General features: G+C 70.7%; 18 protein-coding genes. 10 read left to right on the forward strand and 8 right to left on the reverse strand.

Annotation, left to right across the window (positions count from 1 at the left end):
• Window positions 1-834: a basic amino acid ABC transporter substrate-binding protein gene (locus ADK64_RS04455; RefSeq protein WP_053655005.1), complete on the reverse strand. Its 834-nt coding sequence runs from the start codon at window positions 832-834 to the stop codon at window positions 1-3.
• A 153-nt stretch (window positions 835-987) separates the two neighbouring features.
• Between ADK64_RS04455 and ADK64_RS04460 the strand changes: the two genes are divergently transcribed.
• The 6 genes from ADK64_RS04460 (at window position 988) to thpD (ending at window position 6,087) form a co-directional block, all read left to right on the forward strand.
• Window positions 988-2,088: a pyridoxal-phosphate-dependent aminotransferase family protein gene (locus ADK64_RS04460; protein ID WP_053655007.1), complete on the forward strand. Its 1,101-nt coding sequence runs from the start codon at window positions 988-990 to the stop codon at window positions 2,086-2,088.
• 72 nt (window positions 2,089-2,160) lie between these two features.
• Window positions 2,161-2,691 (forward strand): DinB family protein, encoded by a 531-nt coding sequence (locus tag ADK64_RS04465; RefSeq protein ID WP_053655009.1) that lies wholly within the window; start codon window positions 2,161-2,163, stop codon window positions 2,689-2,691.
• A gap of 255 nt (window positions 2,692-2,946) precedes the next feature.
• On the forward strand, window positions 2,947-3,474 hold the full coding sequence (gene ectA, locus ADK64_RS04470; protein WP_053655011.1) for a diaminobutyrate acetyltransferase: 528 nt from the start codon (window positions 2,947-2,949) through the stop codon (window positions 3,472-3,474).
• A 13-nt stretch (window positions 3,475-3,487) separates the two neighbouring features.
• Entirely contained in the window at window positions 3,488-4,759 is a 1,272-nt protein-coding gene (gene ectB, locus ADK64_RS04475; protein WP_053655013.1) for a diaminobutyrate--2-oxoglutarate transaminase, read from the forward strand.
• Window positions 4,760-4,789: 30 nt separating this feature from the next.
• Window positions 4,790-5,194, forward strand: a complete 405-nt coding sequence (locus ADK64_RS04480) for an ectoine synthase (protein ID WP_053655015.1) — start codon at window positions 4,790-4,792, stop codon at window positions 5,192-5,194.
• Between the two features lie 5 nt (window positions 5,195-5,199).
• Window positions 5,200-6,087: an ectoine hydroxylase gene (gene thpD, locus ADK64_RS04485; protein ID WP_053655017.1), complete on the forward strand. Its 888-nt coding sequence runs from the start codon at window positions 5,200-5,202 to the stop codon at window positions 6,085-6,087.
• Window positions 6,088-6,148: 61 nt separating this feature from the next.
• On the opposite strand, the gene ADK64_RS04490 is transcribed toward thpD, so the two are convergent.
• The 4 genes from ADK64_RS04490 to ADK64_RS04505 all read right to left on the reverse strand — a co-directional run bounded on the left by ADK64_RS04490 (window position 6,149) and on the right by ADK64_RS04505 (window position 9,617).
• Window positions 6,149-7,201, reverse strand: coding sequence for an aminotransferase class V-fold PLP-dependent enzyme (locus ADK64_RS04490; protein ID WP_053655166.1), 1,053 nt, complete (start codon window positions 7,199-7,201; stop codon window positions 6,149-6,151).
• Window positions 7,202-7,296: 95 nt separating this feature from the next.
• Window positions 7,297-8,022 (reverse strand): DsbA family oxidoreductase, encoded by a 726-nt coding sequence (locus ADK64_RS04495; protein WP_053655019.1) that lies wholly within the window; start codon window positions 8,020-8,022, stop codon window positions 7,297-7,299.
• Between the two features lie 78 nt (window positions 8,023-8,100).
• The gene (locus ADK64_RS04500; protein ID WP_199829478.1) at window positions 8,101-8,622 is read right to left on the reverse strand and encodes a GNAT family N-acetyltransferase; all 522 of its coding nucleotides are present in this window, start codon (window positions 8,620-8,622) and stop codon (window positions 8,101-8,103) included.
• Entirely contained in the window at window positions 8,619-9,617 is a 999-nt protein-coding gene (locus ADK64_RS04505; RefSeq protein WP_234384457.1) for a GlxA family transcriptional regulator, read from the reverse strand. The genes ADK64_RS04500 and ADK64_RS04505 overlap by 4 nt, the downstream gene beginning before the upstream one ends.
• A gap of 49 nt (window positions 9,618-9,666) precedes the next feature.
• Here ADK64_RS04505 and ADK64_RS04510 point away from each other — a divergent pair, with 49 nt between their 5' ends.
• Entirely contained in the window at window positions 9,667-11,052 is a 1,386-nt protein-coding gene (locus ADK64_RS04510) for an MFS transporter (RefSeq protein WP_053655022.1), read from the forward strand.
• On the opposite strand, the gene ADK64_RS04515 is transcribed toward ADK64_RS04510, so the two are convergent.
• Both ADK64_RS04515 and ADK64_RS04520 read right to left on the reverse strand, forming a co-directional pair.
• Window positions 11,012-11,620, reverse strand: a complete 609-nt coding sequence (locus tag ADK64_RS04515) for a DUF1349 domain-containing protein (RefSeq protein WP_053655024.1) — start codon at window positions 11,618-11,620, stop codon at window positions 11,012-11,014. The two genes, ADK64_RS04510 and ADK64_RS04515, sit on opposite strands and share 41 nt — an antisense overlap.
• A gap of 57 nt (window positions 11,621-11,677) precedes the next feature.
• The gene (locus ADK64_RS04520) at window positions 11,678-13,207 is read right to left on the reverse strand and encodes an aldehyde dehydrogenase (NADP(+)) (protein ID WP_078992482.1); all 1,530 of its coding nucleotides are present in this window, start codon (window positions 13,205-13,207) and stop codon (window positions 11,678-11,680) included.
• A 157-nt stretch (window positions 13,208-13,364) separates the two neighbouring features.
• Between ADK64_RS04520 and ADK64_RS04525 the strand changes: the two genes are divergently transcribed.
• From ADK64_RS04525 to ADK64_RS04535, 3 genes are all read left to right on the forward strand, one after another.
• Entirely contained in the window at window positions 13,365-14,138 is a 774-nt protein-coding gene (locus ADK64_RS04525) for an IclR family transcriptional regulator (RefSeq protein ID WP_053655028.1), read from the forward strand.
• A gap of 2 nt (window positions 14,139-14,140) precedes the next feature.
• The gene (locus ADK64_RS04530; protein WP_053655029.1) at window positions 14,141-14,629 is read left to right on the forward strand and encodes a GNAT family N-acetyltransferase; all 489 of its coding nucleotides are present in this window, start codon (window positions 14,141-14,143) and stop codon (window positions 14,627-14,629) included.
• A gap of 66 nt (window positions 14,630-14,695) precedes the next feature.
• Window positions 14,696-16,150, forward strand: a complete 1,455-nt coding sequence (locus ADK64_RS04535) for a peptidoglycan D,D-transpeptidase FtsI family protein (protein ID WP_053655031.1) — start codon at window positions 14,696-14,698, stop codon at window positions 16,148-16,150.
• Between the two features lie 5 nt (window positions 16,151-16,155).
• On the opposite strand, the gene ADK64_RS04540 is transcribed toward ADK64_RS04535, so the two are convergent.
• Complete coding sequence (locus ADK64_RS04540; protein WP_053655033.1) at window positions 16,156-17,568, reverse strand: NCS2 family permease; 1,413 nt, start codon at window positions 17,566-17,568, stop codon at window positions 16,156-16,158.
• Window positions 17,569-17,734 lie beyond the last annotated feature (166 nt).

A 17,734-nucleotide genomic window follows, 5' to 3' on the forward strand; every position in this document is an offset into this window, starting at 1 on the left:
TCAGGCGGCCGGGGAGGCGACGGAGGCGTTGTACGGGCCGATCCACTGCTCGTAGATCTTCTTGTAGGTGCCGTCGGCCTTGGCGTCCTTGAGGGCCTTGTTGATGGCGTCGAGCAGGGCCTTGTTGCCCTTCTTGACCGTGAAGCCGTACTGCTCGCCGGTCTTGATGTTGTCGACGACCTTGAACTTGTCCGCGTTGGCCTTGTCCTTCAGCCAGCCCTGGACCACCGGGTAGTCGATGACGACGGCCTGGACCTGGCCGGTGCGCAGGCCGTTGAGGACCGCGTCGGAGGAGGCGAAGGAGACCGGGTCGTAACCCTTGCTCCGGGCGAAGTCCTCGCCGGTGGTCTGCGCCTGCGCGCCGAGCTTCTTGCCCTTGAGGCCCGCGAACGAGGTGATGCCGCTGTCCTTGGCGACGAGCACGCCCTGCGTGGCCTCGAAGTACGGGTCGGAGAAGTCGACGTTCTTCTTGCGCTCGGCGGTGATCGTCATGCCCGCGGCGGCCAGGTCGCACTGGCCCGAGTTCAGGAAGGCACCGGTCTTGAAGTTCTCGAACGGCGTGTCGAGGATCTGCTGCTTGACGCCGAGGTTCTTGGCGACGAGGTCGATGAGGGAGACGTCGAAGCCCTGCACCTTGCCGTCGATCTCCGACTGGAACGGCGGATAGGGCAGATGGGTGCAGGTGGTCAGCTGACCGCCCTTGGCGAGGTGGACCCCCTTGACGGTCGTCGGACCGCTTCCCGAGCTGGAGGAGCAGCCGGCGGCCACGAGCACGAGCCCGGCCGTCGCGGTGGTGGCTGCCAGAAGGCGGGTCCGGCGTCCGAGCGTTTTCATGGGGGGATCTCCGTGTGGGGGAAGTGTGGGTTCCGATTATAAGGAAGAGTTTGAGTCTCTCAAATCAAACCCATGGTTGCGGAGGCATCCGACTTAAGATCGGTGGAGTCGGCCCCCGTACGAAGCCCTCATGAACGAGAAGAGAGAAGCGCCGTGACCCACCCCTTCCTCGACCTGCCCCCGCTCAGCGCCGAGCGCTTCGCCGCGATCGAGGACGCGGTGGCCCGGCTGCTCGGCACCCGGCAGGACGTCCTGATCACCCAGGGTGAGGCGCTGCTGCCGCTGGAGGGGGCGATCCGTGCGGCGGCCGGTCCCGGCACGGTGGCCCTGAACGTGATCACGGGCCCCTACGGGCAGACGTTCGGCGACTGGCTGCGCTCCTGTGGCGCGACCGTCCACGACATCCCGGTCCCCTTCCACACGGCGGTCACCGCCGAGCAGATCCGGGAGGCCCTCGCCGAGCACCCGGAGACCGACTTCGTGTCGCTGGTGCACGCGGAGGCCGCGACCGGCAACACCAACCCGGTCGCGGAGATCGGCGAGGTGGTACGGCGGCACGGCGCGCTCTTCTACCTGGACGCGGTCGCGTCCGTGGGCGCGGAGCCGGTGCTGCCGGACGCGTGGGGCGTGGACCTGTGCGTGATCGGGGCGCAGAAGGCGATGGGCGGTCCGGCGGGCGTGTCGGCGATCTCGGTGAGCGAGCGGGCCTGGGCCCGGATGGCGGCCAACCCGAACGCGCCGCGCCGCTCCTACCTGTCCTTGCTGGACTGGAAGGAGCGCTGGACCGACGCCGGCCGCAAGGCGCTGCCGCACGCTCCGGCGCAGCTGGAGATGCTGGCGCTCGAAGCGTGTCTGGAGCGGATCGAGTCGGCGGGCCTGGACGCCGTGATGGCCCGGCACCGCGGCGCCGCGCTGGCCACGCGGGCGGGCGCGGTGGCGCTCGGCGGGGGGCTGGAGCCGTATGTGCACGAGGCCGCGGACGCCGCCCCGGTGGCCACGACGCTCCGGGTGCCGTCGGGGGTGGTGGCGTCGGAGCTGGTGGCCCGCGCCCTGGCGAGCGACCCGGCGCTGCCGCTGGCGGCCGGCGGTGGCGCGCTGGCGAAGGAGATGATCCGGGTCAACCACTACGGGGCGGATGCCACGCCGGGGGCCGTGCAGGGGTCGCTGGCAGCGCTGGGTTCCGCCCTCGCCGAGCAGAACCTGACCGTGGACCCGGGGGCGGCGCGCCGGGCCGTGGAGGCGGTCTGGCGCTAGGCGCCTGCCGGGAGAGCGAACGGCCCGCGCACCGCGCGGGCCGTTGTCGTACCCGGCTGCCATGCTGCGGCCATGACAGCATCGCAGACTCCCCCCACCCTCCCCGACGGCCGCCCCGCCCCCCTCCTGACCGGGCCCGAACGCCCCATGCTGGAAAGCTGGCTGGACTTCCACCGGGCCACGCTGGAGCTGAAGTGCCGGGGGCTGGACGACGCGCAGGTGCGGCTCGCCTCGGCACAGCCGTCGTCGCTGACCCTGCTGGGGCTCGTCCAGCACCTCGCCGAGGTCGAACGGAACTGGTTCCAGCGGGTGCTGGGCGGGCTGGACGTACCGCCGGTGTTCGCGGAGAGGACGGGGGAGGGCCTCGATCCGGAGCGTGGGCTGGAGGAAGCCCTGACCGTGTGGCGGGCGGAGATCGCGCGCGGCCGGGAGCTGCTGACCGAACGGGGCCTGGAGGACACCGGGCGGATCGTCGACGAGCCGATGACCGGCGTCGAGGTCAGCGTCCGCTGGGTGCTCATCCACCTCATCGAGGAGTACGCCCGCCACAACGGACATGCCGACATTCTGCGTGAACGAATCGACGGAACCACCGGCGCCTGAATTCAATTTAGTTTCACAATTCCCGCCAATTTCACGGAGGATAGCTTCCCATCTTCTTCTGCCCGCTTTTCGCAAGGCTAAACGGGGGAGTTTCCTAGCGGTTTTCTGATGGTTTCCGGGCTGTGACACACTCCACAGACCTATAGATTTGCCCGGATTTGCCGTGGGGCAATTCGGGCATTTCACTACTCCTGCTGCACAGTGCGGTGAAGGCTCCCGTGCATTTCTCAATTCGCCTCGCTAAATTCGTGCCGCATGACTGCCGCACCCGCAGACCTGCTCATCGACCAACCGGCGGTGACCGACGGAGCCGCGCTCTGGCGTCTCGCCAAGGAATCGAAAACCCTCGACCTGAACTCCTCGTACAGCTATCTGCTGTGGTGCCGGGACTTCGCCGGCACCTCGGCGGTGGCGCGCGGTGCGGACGGGGAACCGGTCGGCTTCGTCACCGGCTACGTACGGCCGGAGCGCCCTCGCACACTGCTCGTCTGGCAGGTGGCCGTCGACTCCGCCCACCGGGGTCTCGGCATCGCCGCCGCGCTGCTGGACGGGCTGACCGGGCGCCTCGTCACCGAGCGCGGCATCGCCGACGTGGAGACCACCATTACCCCCGGCAACACGGCCTCCGAGCGGCTGTTCACCTCGTTCGCCGCCCGGCACGGGGCGCGCCTGGAGCGCGAGGTGCTGTTTCCCGCCGAGCTGTTCCCGGACGGCCCGCACGACCCCGAAGTCCTGTACCGCATCGGCCCGTTGACCGACGTCACCACCCACTCCGCCCACTGAGGAGCGATTCACCGTGACCATCACCCAGCCCGACCTCAGCGTCTTCGAGACCGTCGAGTCCGAGGTCCGCAGCTACTGCCGCGGCTGGCCCACGGTCTTCGACCGGGCGCGGGGCAGCCGGATGTACGACGAGGACGGCCACGCGTACCTCGATTTCTTCGCCGGGGCCGGCTCACTCAACTACGGCCACAACAACCCCGTACTCAAACGGGCGTTGATCGATTATCTGGCCCGTGACGGGGTGACCCACGGCCTGGACATGTCGACCACGGCCAAGCGGTCCTTCCTGCAGACCTTCCAGGATCTGGTGCTGCGCCCGCGCGACCTGCCGTACAAGGTCATGTTCCCGGGTCCGACCGGCACCAACGCCGTGGAGTCGGCGCTGAAGCTGGCGCGGAAGGTGAAGGGGCGCGAGGCGATCGTGTCGTTCACCAACGCCTTCCACGGCATGTCGCTCGGGTCGCTCGCCGTCACCGGCAACGCCTTCAAGCGGGCCGGCGCCGGTGTTCCGCTGGTGCACGGCACCCCGATGCCGTTCGACAACTACTTCGACGGCACGGTCCCGGACTTCCTGTGGTTCGAGCGGCTGCTGGAGGACCAAGGGTCCGGGCTGAACAAGCCCGCCGCCGTGATCGTGGAGACCGTGCAGGGCGAGGGCGGCATCAACGTGGCCCGGCCCGAATGGCTGCGCGCGCTGAAGGAGTTGTGCGAGCGGCAGGACATGCTGCTGATCGTCGACGACATCCAGATGGGCTGCGGCCGCACCGGTGCCTTCTTCTCCTTCGAGGAGGCGGGGATCACGCCCGACATCGTCACCGTGTCGAAGTCGATCAGCGGTTACGGGCTGCCGATGTCGCTGTGCCTGTTCAAGCCCGAGCTGGACATCTGGGAGCCCGGCGAGCACAACGGCACCTTCCGCGGCAACAACCCCGCGTTCGTCACCGCCACCGCCGCCCTGGAGACGTACTGGGCGGACGGCTCGGCGATGGAGAAGCAGACCCGTGCCCGGGGCGAGCAGGTCGAGCAGGCGCTGATCTCGATCACCGAGGAGAACCTCGCCGACGTCAAGGAGTACCGCGGGCGCGGTCTGGTGTGGGGCCTGGAGTTCCACACCAAGGACCGGGCCTCGAAGGTCGCCCGGCGGGCCTTCGAGCTGGGGTTGCTCATCGAGACGTCCGGCCCCGAGGGCGAGGTCGTCAAGCTGCTGCCGGCCCTCACCATCACGCCGGACGAGCTGGACGAGGGCCTCAGGATCCTCGCCCGCGCCGTCCGGGAATCCGCCTGACCGGCACCACCTAGGAGGAAGAGCACCACCGTGATCGTCCGATCGTTCAAGGACATCGAAGGCACCGACCGGCACGTCAAGGCGAAGTCCGGCACCTGGGAGAGCAAGCGGATCGTCCTCGCCAAGGAGCGGGTCGGCTTCTCCCTGCACGAGACCATCCTGTACGCCGGGACGGAGACGTCGATGTGGTACGCCAACCACATCGAGGCCGTCGTCTGCACCAAGGGCGAGGCCGAGCTGACCGACCGCGAGACCGGGAAGACGTACACCATCACGCCCGGCACCCTGTACCTCCTCGACGGCCACGAGCGGCACACGCTGCGGGTCAAGGAGGACTTTCACTGCCTGTGCGTGTTCAACCCGCCCGTGACCGGACGGGAGGACCACGACGAGAACGGCGTCTACCCGCTGCTCACCGAGCCCGAGGAGGTGTGAGGTCCATGACCGCGCTCACCGATCTGTACCCCAGCCGTGGTGCCACCGAGGTGGCCGTCCCCCGGCAGGACCCGGTCGTCTGGGGCTCCCCGGACACGCCCGGCCCGATCCCGGCCGCCGGTCTCCAGTCGTTCGAGCGTGACGGCTTCCTCGCGGTCGACCAGCTGATCACCCCCGACGAGGTCGAGGTCTACCGGCAGGAGCTGGACCGGCTGGTCGCCGACCCGGCGATCCGGGCCGACGAACGCTCGATCGTGGAACCGGCGTCGCAGGAGATCCGCTCGGTCTTCGAAGTGCACCGGATCAGCCGCGTGTTCGCGAACCTGGTGCGCGACGAGCGCGTGGTCGGCCGGGCCCGGCAGATCCTCGGCTCGGACGTGTACGTCCACCAGTCCCGGATCAACGTCAAGCCGGGCTTCGGCGCGAGCGGCTTCTACTGGCACTCGGACTTCGAGACCTGGCACGCCGAGGACGGCCTGCCGAACATGCGCACCGTGTCCGTCTCGATCGCGCTGACCGAGAACTTCGACACCAACGGCGGCCTGATGATCATGCCGGGTTCGCACCGGACGTTCCTGGGCTGCTCCGGTGCCACGCCCAAGGACAACTACAAGAAGTCCCTGCAGATGCAGGACGCGGGCACGCCGTCCGACGAGGCGCTGACCAAGATGGCGAGCGAGTACGGCATCAAGCTCTTCACGGGCAAGGCCGGTTCGGCGACCTGGTTCGACTGCAACTGCATGCACGGCTCCGGCGACAACATCACGCCGTTCCCGCGCAGCAACGTCTTCATCGTGTTCAACAGCGTGGAGAACGCGGCGGTGGAGCCCTTCGCGGCGCCGATCCGCCGGCCGGAGTTCATCGGGGCGAGGGATTTCACTCCCGTCCGATGAACCGGTGACACCGGGCCGGGGCCTCCTGTGTGGGACGGGAGGCTCCGGCCCGGTCACGTCGTCAGCCGGCCAGCACATCCAGCAGCCGGTCCACGTCCGCGGGTGTGTTGTAGAGGTGGAACGAGGCCCGCAGACTGCCCGCGCGGTCGGCGACCTCGATGTCGGCGCGGCTCAACTCGCCCCGGCGGACGCCGAGTCCGGGCACGGCGACGATGGGCGAGCCGGCGGCGGGCAGGGGCGTGTGACCGAGTCCGGCGAGGCCGGTGCGGAACCGGTCGGCCAGGGCCAGGTCGTGGGCCTGTACGGCGGCGACGCCGAGTTCCTCGATCAGGGCGAGGGAGTGACGCACGGCCGTGTAGGCGAACAGGGCGGGGCTGACGTCGAACCGCCGTGCCGAGTGGGCGAGTTCGGCCACCGGGCCGTAGCAGCTGGCCCAGGGCTCCTCGGCCGCGACCCAGCTCGGTTGCAGCGGGGACAGGCCGCCGAAGTCCTCGGGAACGACGAGGAACGCGGCCCCGTGCGCGCCGAGCAGCCATTTGAAGGTCGTGGTGGTGGTGAAGTCGTAGGCGTCGGCCGTGAACGGCAGCCAGCCCGCGGCCTGGGAGACGTCGACGTAGGTGCGCGCGCCGTGCGCGCGGGCGGCCTCGCGCAGGGCGGGCAGGTCGGCGACCCGTCCGTCGGCGGACTGGGCGGCGCTGACCGCGACGAGCGCGGTGCCGGGACGCACGGACTCGGCGAGCCGCTCCAGCGGGACCGCGCGCACCTTGAGGTCGCCCCGCGCGAAGAAGGGGTTGATGACGGACGTGAAGTCCTCCTCGACCGTGAGGACTTCGGCGCCCGCCGGCAGCGAGGCGGCGATCAGGGCGGTCTGGGAGGCGACGGAGGGCCCTGCCGCGACCCGGGTCACCGGCACTGCGGCGAGCCGGGCGAACGCGGCGCGGGCCAGCTCCACGTCGTCGAACAGCGGGTCGAGCGGCCGGCCCGCCGCCCTGATCGCGACCGCTTCGTGCAGGGCGGCGACGGTACGGGCGGGCAGCAGGCCGCTGCTCGCGGTGTTCAGATAGGTGTTCTTCGGGCTGAACTCGGCGCGGACGAGGCTCTCGAAGGTCTCCATGATCCCACTGTGCGGGGCGGCGAACCTCTCGTCCATTGCGAATTTTTCCCGAGGTCCTCTCAGACGTGCTTATACATCCGCGCCGACCTGCGGTTTCAGCCCTGTGGGACCGCGCACCCGTCCGGTCCGCAGGCCGCCCCGTCCCCGTGGCCGCCCTGCTCGACCAGCTTCAGCGGAGCGTGCTCGCCCCAGGCCTGGGTCAGTGCCTGGGCGAAGACCTCGGCGGGCTGGGCGCCGGAGAGGCCGTACTTCCGGTCGAGGACGAAGAACGGCACGCCGTTCGCGCCGAGCCGGCCCGCCTCGCGCTCGTCGGCGCGGACCTCGTCGGCGTAGCGGGACGGGTCGGCGAGCACCCCGCGGGCGGCCTCGGCGTCGAGTCCGGCCGCCACGGCCAGCTCGACGAGCCGCTCGTCGCCCTCGGTGAAGACGGACCGCTCCTCGGCGAAGTTCGCCCGGTACAGGACCTGGATCAGCTCGTCCTGCCTGCCCTGCTCCTTGGCGAAGTGCAGCAGGCGGTGCATGTCGAAGGTGTTGCCGTGGTCGCGGCCCCGGGTGCGGTAGTCCAGGCCCTCGGCGGCGGCCTGGGCGCCCAGGTTGTCCTCGCCGGCCTCGGCCTGTGCCTCGCTCATGCCGTACTTCTTCGTGAGCATGGTGATCACCGGCTGGACGTCGCCCTTGGCACGGCCCGGGTCCAGCTCGAAGGAGCGGTGCACCACCTCGACCTCGTCGCGGTGCGGGAAGGCGGCGAGCGCCTTGTCGAACCGGGCCTTTCCTACGTAGCACCAGGGACAGGCGATGTCCGTCCAGATCTCGACGCGCATGTGCTCGGCTCTTCTCCAGGTCGTACGGGCGCGAAGGCTCTCCCCGCTCCCGGTACGTGAACGTTCAAGCAGCTGGGTTCATTCCCCGGTCCGTACGGCGTACCGCAGGAACAGGTGGTGGTCGCCCTCGGCGGGCGGGTTCTTCGGGTCCGGGACCCAGCCGAGGCGGGCGTAGAAGGCCTGGGCCCGCCGGTTGTCCACGTGCACGTCGAGAACGGCCGCGCGCCGGCCGTCGGCCCGCCACTGCTCGACGCAGGCCGCGTGCAGGGCGGTGCCGGTGCCGGAGCGCCAGCGCTCGGGGTCGACGTGGAACTGGAAGAGCTTCACCGTGTCGGCGGGGCCGTCCTGCGGGCTCCGGAAGGAGGCGACGGCGGTGATCGCGCCCTGTTCGACGGCGCACAGCACCTGGCCGTCGGGCCGCTGGACCGCGCCGCGCCAGGCGGCGGTCCAGTCGGTGCCGTCGTCCGGCAGGCCGTCCGGGTAGTACGTCGAGCGCGCCCGGTGGTGCAGGGCGGCGATCTTCTCGGCCTCGGCCGGCAGGGCGGTGCGGATCACGCGGGTGCCCTTCACACGGTCGCTGGGCGTCCGGTCGCTGATCATGCAACGGAGGACGTGACCGCGACCGCGCCGGTTCCATGGCGGCTGAACTGGGCGCGGTAGGCGCTCGGCGTGAGTCCGGTGCGGCGCACCAGATGGGCGCGGAGCGAGTCGGCGGTGCCGAGGCCGCAGGCGGTGGCCACCTGGTCCATGGCCAGGGTGGTGGTCTCCAGCAGTTCCTTGGCGCGCTCGATGCGCTGGTGCAGCAGCCACTGCAGCGGGCTGACCCCGCTCTCGGCGTGGAAGCGCCGGGTGAGGGTGCGCACCGAGACGCCCGCGTGCCGGGCCAGGTCGGTGAGGGTGAGCGGCTTGTCCAGGTTGCGCATGGCCCAGCCGCGGGTGTCGGCGCAGACGGTGCCGCGCTCGGGCGGCAGCGGGGTCTGGGTGAACTGGGTCTGGCCGCCGGGACGGACCGGGGCGACCAGGGCGAGGCGGGCGACGGTGTTGGCGACGGCGGCGCCGTAGTCGGTGCGGATGAGGTGGAGACAGAGGTCGATGCCGGCGGCGTAGCCGGAGGAGGTGAGGAACTGGCCGTCCTGGGCGTAGAGGACGTCGCCCTGGACCTCGACGCCGGGGTGCCGGCGGCGCAGCTCGTCGGCGTGCGCCCAGTAGGTGGTCGCCTTGCGGCCGTTGAGCAGACCGGCCTCGGCGAGTGAGAAGGCGCCGGTGCAGAGGGAGGCGATGCGCACGCCCGCGCCGGCAGCCTCGCGCAGTGCCTCGAGCACGCGCGGATCGGGGGAGAAGGGCTCGCCGGTGCCCGCCACGATCACGGTGTCCGCCTCCCGGATCGTCTCCAGGCCGTGCGGGACGTGCAGGTCGACGGTGCCGGTGCTGGGCACGGATCCGGGGTCGGGTGCGCAGATCACCACCTCGTAGCCGGGCTGTCCGTCGATCTCGACCTTGCTGAAGAGCAGCTCGGGAATGGCGAGGTTGAACATCGACACGGGCGGGGACGCGACGACCGCGACGCGCAGCATGGCCAGAACCTCCGGGTGCATGGCATTCGGGCCACTACTTTACGCCCCCGAAGATCCGCACCATAGGGGCATGCCAACCAACCAGACCCGCACCGAACCCCAACTCGCCGCCAGAACAAGCGAGTTGACGAAGCGCCCGGCTCCCGCGCTCACGCTGGCGGCCGCCATGCTCGGCTCCGCGCTCATCACCCTGGACGCGACCGTGGTGAACGTGGCCCTCCCGGCGATCGGTTCGTCGCTCGGCGGCGGAATGTCCGGTCTGCAATGGGTGGTCGACGCCTACACGCTGGCCTTCGCCGCCCTGATGCTGTCCACGGGCGCCTTCTCCGACCGGACCGGGGCGAGTCGCGCGTACGCCCTCGGCATCACGGTGTTCACACTCGCCTCGGCGGCCTGCGGACTGGCACCGGACCTCCCGGTCCTGATCGGCGCGCGGGCGGTGCAGGGCGTGGGCGCGGCCGTGGTGCTGCCCGCCTCACTGGCCCTGGTACGGCAGGCCTACCCGGACCCCGTGCGGCGGGCCCGCGCGGTGGCCACCTGGGCGGCCGGCGGCTCGACGGCTCTGGCGCTCGGCCCGGTGGCGGGCGGGGCGCTGACCACGGCCTGGGACTGGCGGGGGATCTTCTTCGTCAATCTGCCGCTCGGCGTGGCGGCCCTGGTGCTGCTGGTGCGCGCGCCCCGTTCGGAGCGCAGGCCCGCTCCGCTGGACCTGCCGGGCCAGGCGACGGCCGTGCTCGCTCTGACGGCGCTGACCTTCGCGGTCATCGAGGGCGGTACGACGGGGATCGTGGCCTTCGTCGTCGCGGTCGCCGCCGGCGCCCTGTTCGTGCGGATCGAGTCCCGCCGGCCGCACCCCGTGGTCCCGCTCGCGCTGTTCCGCGACCGGGCGGTGCGGGTGGCGGTCGCCACGGGCGCCGCGTGCAGTGTCGCGTTCTACGGGATGATCTTCCTCTTCTCGCTCTTCTTCCAGCAGGTACAGGGCCACTCGGCGCTCTACGCCGGCCTGCTGTTCCTGCCGATGACCGGACTGATCGCGGTGACGAACGTCGTGTCCGGCAAGCTCGCGGGCCGCTACGGCCCCCGGCTGCCGCTGCTGCTCGGCCAGGCACTCGGGGTGGCGGGACTGCTGGCGCTGCTCTTCGTCGACGCCGGCACACCGACGGTGGTGGTGGCGCTGCTCCTCGTCCCGATGGCCCTCGGGGTCGCGCTGGCCATCCCGACCCTGACGGTCGTGATGCTGGACGCCGTGCCGGCCGAGCGGGCGGGCCTCGCGGCCGGAGTGCTCAACTCGGCACGGCAGGTGTCCGGCGGGCTGGGGATCGCGGTGTTCGGGGCGCTGGTCGCCGGCGGGTTCGGCACGGGACTGCGGTCGAGCCTGCTCGTGGCGGCGGCCCTGCTCGCCGCGACCTTCTGGCTCAGCTCCCGTCTCGGAGGTCGTCCGGCCAGCCGGTCCTGAAGGTGAGGTGGTCGTACGTCACCACGCACCCCTGCCCCAGCGGCGACTGGGTCATGAAGCCGACCAGCGCGTCCCCGGTCTCCTTCTCGTCGCCGAGGGTGAACAGCCGCACGAAGGTCCAGCGCTCGCCGTCCCGGGAGGCGTGGAAGGCGAAGGCCCGTCCGGTCCGGCTGACCCGCAGCCACACCGAACTCCCCTCCACCGTGAAGGAGTTGGCGTCATCGGAGTGTCCCCGGGTGACCACCGTGCAGATGGTGGGCACATCCGGGGAGTACTCCAGGCACAGCTTGGCCCAGGCCCGCTCGCCGACGTGCACGTACAGCACCCCGGCGTCGAAGGCCGCCCGGAACCCCACGGTCACCCGGGCGATCAGCTGGAAGTCCCCCTCGGGCGCCCCCAGCAGCCGGGGCGCGTCGGAGGCGGGGTCGAGGGCCTCACCGGTGGGCGTGACGAACCGGTCCTGCCGGGGACCTGCCCATCCGCTCAGTACGCCGTCCTCGTGGGCCCAGTGTCCGTCGGGGCCGTAGGTGCGGAGGGGGAAAGGGAGTTCTGGGAGTTCCACGTCCATCGTCCGATTCTCTCAGCAGAGCCCTGGGGCCGACCGGGGGACGGCCGGCCTCGCGGACTAGCGCTCCAGAGCCCCGTCGAACCGCCGGGGAAGCCCCAGCGGATTCTCGTCCCTCAGCTCGGCCGGCAGCAAAGCGGTGGGCGCGTTCTGGTACGCCACCGGCCGCAACCACCGCTCGACGGCCGTACCGCCCACAGAAGTGGACGTGGAGGTCGTCGCGGGGTACGGCCCCCCATGATGCTGCGCGGCCGCCACCGCGACCCCCGTGGGCCAGGCGTTCACCACGATCCGCCCGGCCAGCGGAGTCAGCTCGGCGAGGAGCTCGGCGCCCCGCCCCTGTCCGGCAGCCTCCTCGGCGGACAGCTGAACGGTCGCGGTCAGGTTCCCCGGCAGCCGCGACAGCACCGCCGCCGCCTCGGCCTCGTCGGAGTAGCGGGCCACCACGGTGACCGGCCCGAAGCACTCCTCCAGCAGCAGGTCGTACGCCCCCTGCTCGGCCAGCCGCACCGCCGGCACCGTGAGGATCCCCGCGCTGACCGTGTGCTCGCCGCCCGCGCCCGGCGTGACGGGCGAGTCGACGTCCGCCAGGCGGGCCCGCTCCCGGACGCCGGCGACGAAGTCGTCCCGCATCCGGTGGTCGAGCAGGACCCCCGCGTCGGTGTCGCTGACGGCGGCGGTGAGGGACTTCACCAGTTGGTCGCCGCCCGCGCCGGACGGCACGAGCACCAGCCCGGGCTTCACACAGAACTGTCCGACGCCGAGCGTCATGGACCCGGCCAGCCCGGAGCCGAGCGCCTCGGCCCGTTCGGCGACGGCCGCCTCGGTCACCAGAACCGGGTTCAGCGAGCCGAGTTCGCCGTGGAACGGGATCGGCACGTCACGCGCGGCGGCGGCGTCGAAGAGCGCGCGACCGCCCCGGACCGACCCGGTGAAGCCCGCGGCGGCGATGCGCGGGTGCCCGATCAGCTCGACGCCCGCCTCGAAGCCGTGCACGAGGCCGACGACGCCCTCGGGGATGCCGTGCTCGACGGCGGCCCGGCGCAGCACCTTGGCGACCAGCTCGGACAGGGCCGGGTGGTCGGGGTGGGCCTTGACGACGACCGGGCAGCCCGCGGCGAGCGCGCTCGCGGTGTCACCCCCGGCGACGGAGAAGGCGAAGGGGAAGTTGGAGGCGGAGTAGACGGCGACGACGCCGAGCGGGACCTTGTAGCGGCGCAGGTCCGGGATGGGCGGGGTGGCGGTGTCGTCGGGGTGGTTGATGATGACGTCGAGGAAGGCGCCCTCGTCGACGATGCCGGCGAAGGCCCGCAACTGGTAGCAGGTGCGGGCGAGTTCGCCGGTCAGCCGGACCGGGCCGAGGGCGGTCTCGGCGTCGGCGGTCTCGACCAGACCGTCCCTGGCCGCTTCCAGGCCCGCGGCGGCCGAGCGCAGGAACGCGGAACGCACCGTGCGGTCGGCGAGGGCGCCGCGCGCGGCGTCGGCCGCCCGGACCGCCGCGTCCACCTCCTGGGCTGTGGCCTCCACCGCAACCTGTTCACGCTGCTTCCCGGTGCGCGGGTCGACACTCCAGACTGGTGCTGCTGCCACCGCGGGTCCCTCCCAGTAAAGGCCGCAAGATGCCGGTCACTCATCGGCCGCGTTCGATATACTGAACGCTGTCTCTGATGATGAATATGCTGCTCGGAGACTACATATCTGGGTCCTCAAATATCCAGGTCCTCGTCGAACGAAGGGGTCAAGGGCGATGACGGCAGGCGACACAGGGGGCGGCGCGCAGGTCAAGTCCGCGGTACGGACGGTTGAACTGCTCGAATACTTCGCCGGCCGGCCCGGTATGCACTCCCTCGCGGCCGTGCAGGAGGCCGTGGGGTACCCCAAGTCCAGCCTGTACATGCTGCTGCGCACGCTCGTGGAGCTGGGCTGGGTGGAGACGGACGCGACCGGCACGCGGTACGGCATCGGGGTGCGGGCGCTGCTGGTCGGCACGTCGTACATCGACGGCGACGAGGTGGTGGCGGCGGCCCGCCCGACGCTGGACCGGCTGTCGGACGACACCACGGAGACGATCCACCTGGCGCGCCTCGACGGCACGAACGTCGTCTACCTGGCCACCCGCCAGTCCCAGCACTACCTGCGCCCCTTCACCCGGGTCGGTCGCCGGCTGCCCGCGCACTCCACCTCCCTCGGCAAGGCGATCCTCGCCACCTACACCGACGAGCAGGTCCGCAAGCTGCTCCCGGAGACCCTGCCCGCGTTGACCGAGCACACGCTCACCGACCGGGAGAAGCTCATCGAGGAGCTGCACCAGGTCCGGGAGCAGGGCTTCGCGGTCGACCGCGAGGAGAACACGCTGGGCCTGCGCTGCTTCGGCGTGGCGATCCCCTACCGCACCCCGGCCCGGGACGCGATCAGCTGCTCGGTGCCGGTGGCCCGGCTGACCCCCGCCCACGAGCAGACGATCAGGGACGCGCTGTTCGACGCGCGCGACCGGCTGGCGCTGGCGACGCGGCGGCTGTGACCATGGACGTCACCCTGCGCGAGGTCCGCGACGGCGATCTGCCGCTGTTCTTCCGGCAGATGACCGACCCCGAGTCCGTGCGGATGGCCGCGTTCACCGCGCGGGATCCGGCCGACCGGGACGCCTTCGACGCCCGCTGGAGGCGCATGCGCGCGTCGGCCGGCCTCGTCGTCCGCACGGTCCTCGCGGACGGGGAGGCCGTCGGCAGCGCGTCGGTGTACGGGGACCCGGGCGAGCGCGAGGTGACGTACTGGATCGACCGGGCGTACTGGGGGCGCGGGGTGGCGACGGCCGCGCTGCGCGCCCTGCTGGCCGAGGTCCCTCAGCGGCCGCTGTACGCGCGGGCGGCGGCGGACAACGCGGGATCCCTGCGGGTGCTTGAGAAGTGCGGTTTCCGGGTCACGGAACGGACCGTCGGGTTCGCGGACGCGCGGGGCGAGCCGATCGAGGAGGTCGTCCTGGCCCTCGGGTCCGCTCCCGCGGTGACCTGAACGCCCGATGAGAAAACCGGGCGGACGGGAACGATTACCACCATCCCGATCGTCTTCCTCATCGGAATGAACAAGACGATCAGGCGGGCGTCCGTCTTCGCGCTGCTGCTCGTGCTCGCTCTGCTGGTCAGGGCGACCTGGGTGCAGTTCTACGACGGCAAGGCCCTCGCGGACGACAACGACAACCGGCGCAACGCGATAGAGACGTACTCGCGGCCGCTGGGGAACATCATCGTGGCCGGAAACGCGATCACCGGCTCGACGCGGACGAAGGGAAGCGACCTCGCGTACAAGCGCACGTACACGGACGGCAAGCTCTACGCCGCGGTGACGGGCTACGCCTCACAGGCCTACGCCCCCACCCAGCTGGAGGGCATCTACACGGACCTGCTGAACGGCACGGACACCCAGCTGAAGACGGTGCTGGACACGCTCACCGGCGAGCGCGCCGACCCGGGCAACGTGCTCACCACGATCGACCCGGCCGTGCAGAAGGCCGCCTACCAGGCCCTCGGTGACAAGAAGGGCTCGGCCGTCGCGATCGACCCGAAGACCGGCAAGATCCTCGCGGTGGTCTCGACCCCGTCGTACGACCCCTCGTCGCTCACCGACGCCAACACCGCGGGGACCGCCTGGAAGCAGCTCACCGCGGACAAGGACAAGCCGCTGACCAACCGCGCGCTGCGCCAGCCGCTGCCGCCGGGGTCGACGTTCAAGCTGGTCGTGGCGGCGGCCGCGCTGGAGAACGGGCTGTACAAGAACGTGGACGAGGACACCGACAGCCCCGACCCTTACATCATGCCGGGCACGACGCGCCCGCTGGCGAACGAGAACAAGTCGGCGCCCTGCAAGAACGCCTCGATCCGCACCGCCCTGCGGTACTCCTGCAACAACGTCTTCGGTCACATGGCCGTCCAGCTCGGCCAGGACAAGGTGAAGGCCATGGCCGAGAAGTTCGGTTTCAACAACGACAAGCAGGACGTGCCGGTCCGGGCCTACACCAGCGTCTACCCCTCGCACATGGACCAGGCGCAGACCGCCCTCTCCGGCATCGGCCAGTTCGACGTCACCGCCACCCCGCTCCAGATGGCCATGGTGTCCGCGGCCATAGCCAACGGCGGCAAGCTGGTCTCTCCGCACATGGTGTCCCAGATCACCGACAGCGGCGGTGATGTGTTGCACAACTACGACGACAGTGCGGGCACGAAGCAGATCGTCAGCTCCTCCACCGCCGAGCAGCTCCAGTCGGCGATGGAGACGGTGGTCAAGGACGGCACGGGCACGAACGCCCTGATCGACGGCGCCACCGTCGGCGGCAAGACCGGCACGGCCCAGCACGGCGAGAACAACAGCAAGACGCCGTACGCCTGGTTCACGTCGTTCGGCAAGTCGGACAGCAACGGCAAGGAGGTGGCCGTCGCGGTGATGGTCGAGCAGTCGGACGCGGCGCGGTCGGAGGTCAGCGGCAACGGGCTGGCGGCGCCGGTGGCGAAGGCGATGATGCAGGCGGCGCTGAAGTAGCCCCCTCACTTCACCCCGAGGATCTGCTCCACCGGATCGATCGCGAAGTACAGGAGGAACAGCGCCGAGACGCCCCACAACAACCAGTTGACCTCCCGCGCCTTCCCCAGCACCGTCTTGATGACGACGTAGGACACGAAGCCCGCGCCGATGCCATCGGTGATGGAGTACGTGAACGGCATCGCGGCGATGGTGAGGAACGCCGGGACGGCGATCTCGTACCGGTCCCAGTCGATGTGCTTGACGTGGGTCATCATCAGGAAGCCCACCGCGATCAGCGCGGGCGCCGCCGCCTGGAGCGGGACGATGGTGAGCAGCGGGGCGAGGAAGAGCGCGAGGCCGAACAGGCCGCCGGTGACGAGGTTGGCGAGGCCGGTGCGGGCGCCCTCGCCGACGCCGGCCGCGGACTCGATGTAGGCGGTGTTGGAGGAGGCGGAGCCAAGACCGCCGGCGACGGCGGCGGCGCCGTCGATGAACAGCACGCGCCCGATGCCGGGCACCTGCCCCTTCTCGTCGAGCAGCCCGGCCTCGGCGCTGATGCCGACGATGGTGCCCATGGCGTCGAAGAAGTCCGACAGGATCAGGGTGAAGACGAGCAGGACGGCGGTGAGCACGCCGGCCTTGCCGAAGCCGCCGAACAGACTGAAGTGACCGATGAGTCCGAAGTCCGGGGCGGCGACGATCTTGTCCGGGACCTTGGGCGTGGTCAGACCCCAGCTCTTGATGTCGGCGACGGCGTTGATGACGATCGCGACGACGGTCATCGTCACGATGCTGATGAGGATCGCGCCCTTCACCTTCCGGGCGAGCAGGCCGATGGTCAGCAGCACGCCGAGACAGAAGACCAGCACGGGCCAGCCGGTGAGCCGGCCGACGGCGCCCAGTTGCACGGGCACGGTGGTGTTCGCGGCGTCCGGAACACGGCTGACGAAGCCGGCGTCGACGAAGCCGATGAAGGCGATGAACAGACCGATGCCGACGCCGATGGCCTGCTTCAGCTGCTGCGGGATCGCGTTCATGATCGCTTCCCGGAGCCCGGTGAGGACCAACAGGCAGATGACGAGGCCCTCCAGGACCACCAGGCCCATCGCGTCCGGCCAGCTCATCAGCGGGGCGAGCTGAAAGGCCACGACGGCGTTGAGGCCGAGGCCTGCGGCGATCGCGAGGGGGAGGTTGCCGCCGACCCCCATGACGACCGTCATCACACAGGCCACCAGGGCGGTGGCGGTGACGAGTTGGCCGGTGTCGAGGGTGTGCTGGTACTTGTCCTTGGCGCTGCCCAGGATGATCGGATTCAGGACAAGGATGTAGGCCATGGTGAAGAACGTGGCGAAGCCGCCGCGTATCTCCCGGCCGACCGTCGATCCACGTGCGGAGATGCTGAAGTACCGGTCGACGCCGTGCCGCGCTGGGGACATGGTCCAACTCCTCGTCGCCTGAGGGGCGCTGTGCGGATGCTGGCTGGATTGTTCCCTCGTTCGGCCTGATTCAGGTTTTCTGCGTGTTACGGAATCCGACCACGCGCTTCCCGCGAGCCCCCGCCAGGGCGCGGCGCTGCCGGTGGCGGGGGCCGGGTACGAGCGG

Source organism: Streptomyces sp. MMG1121 (genome assembly GCF_001280015.1).
In the GTDB taxonomy this organism is placed as follows: Bacteria; Actinomycetota; Actinomycetes; order Streptomycetales; family Streptomycetaceae; genus Streptomyces.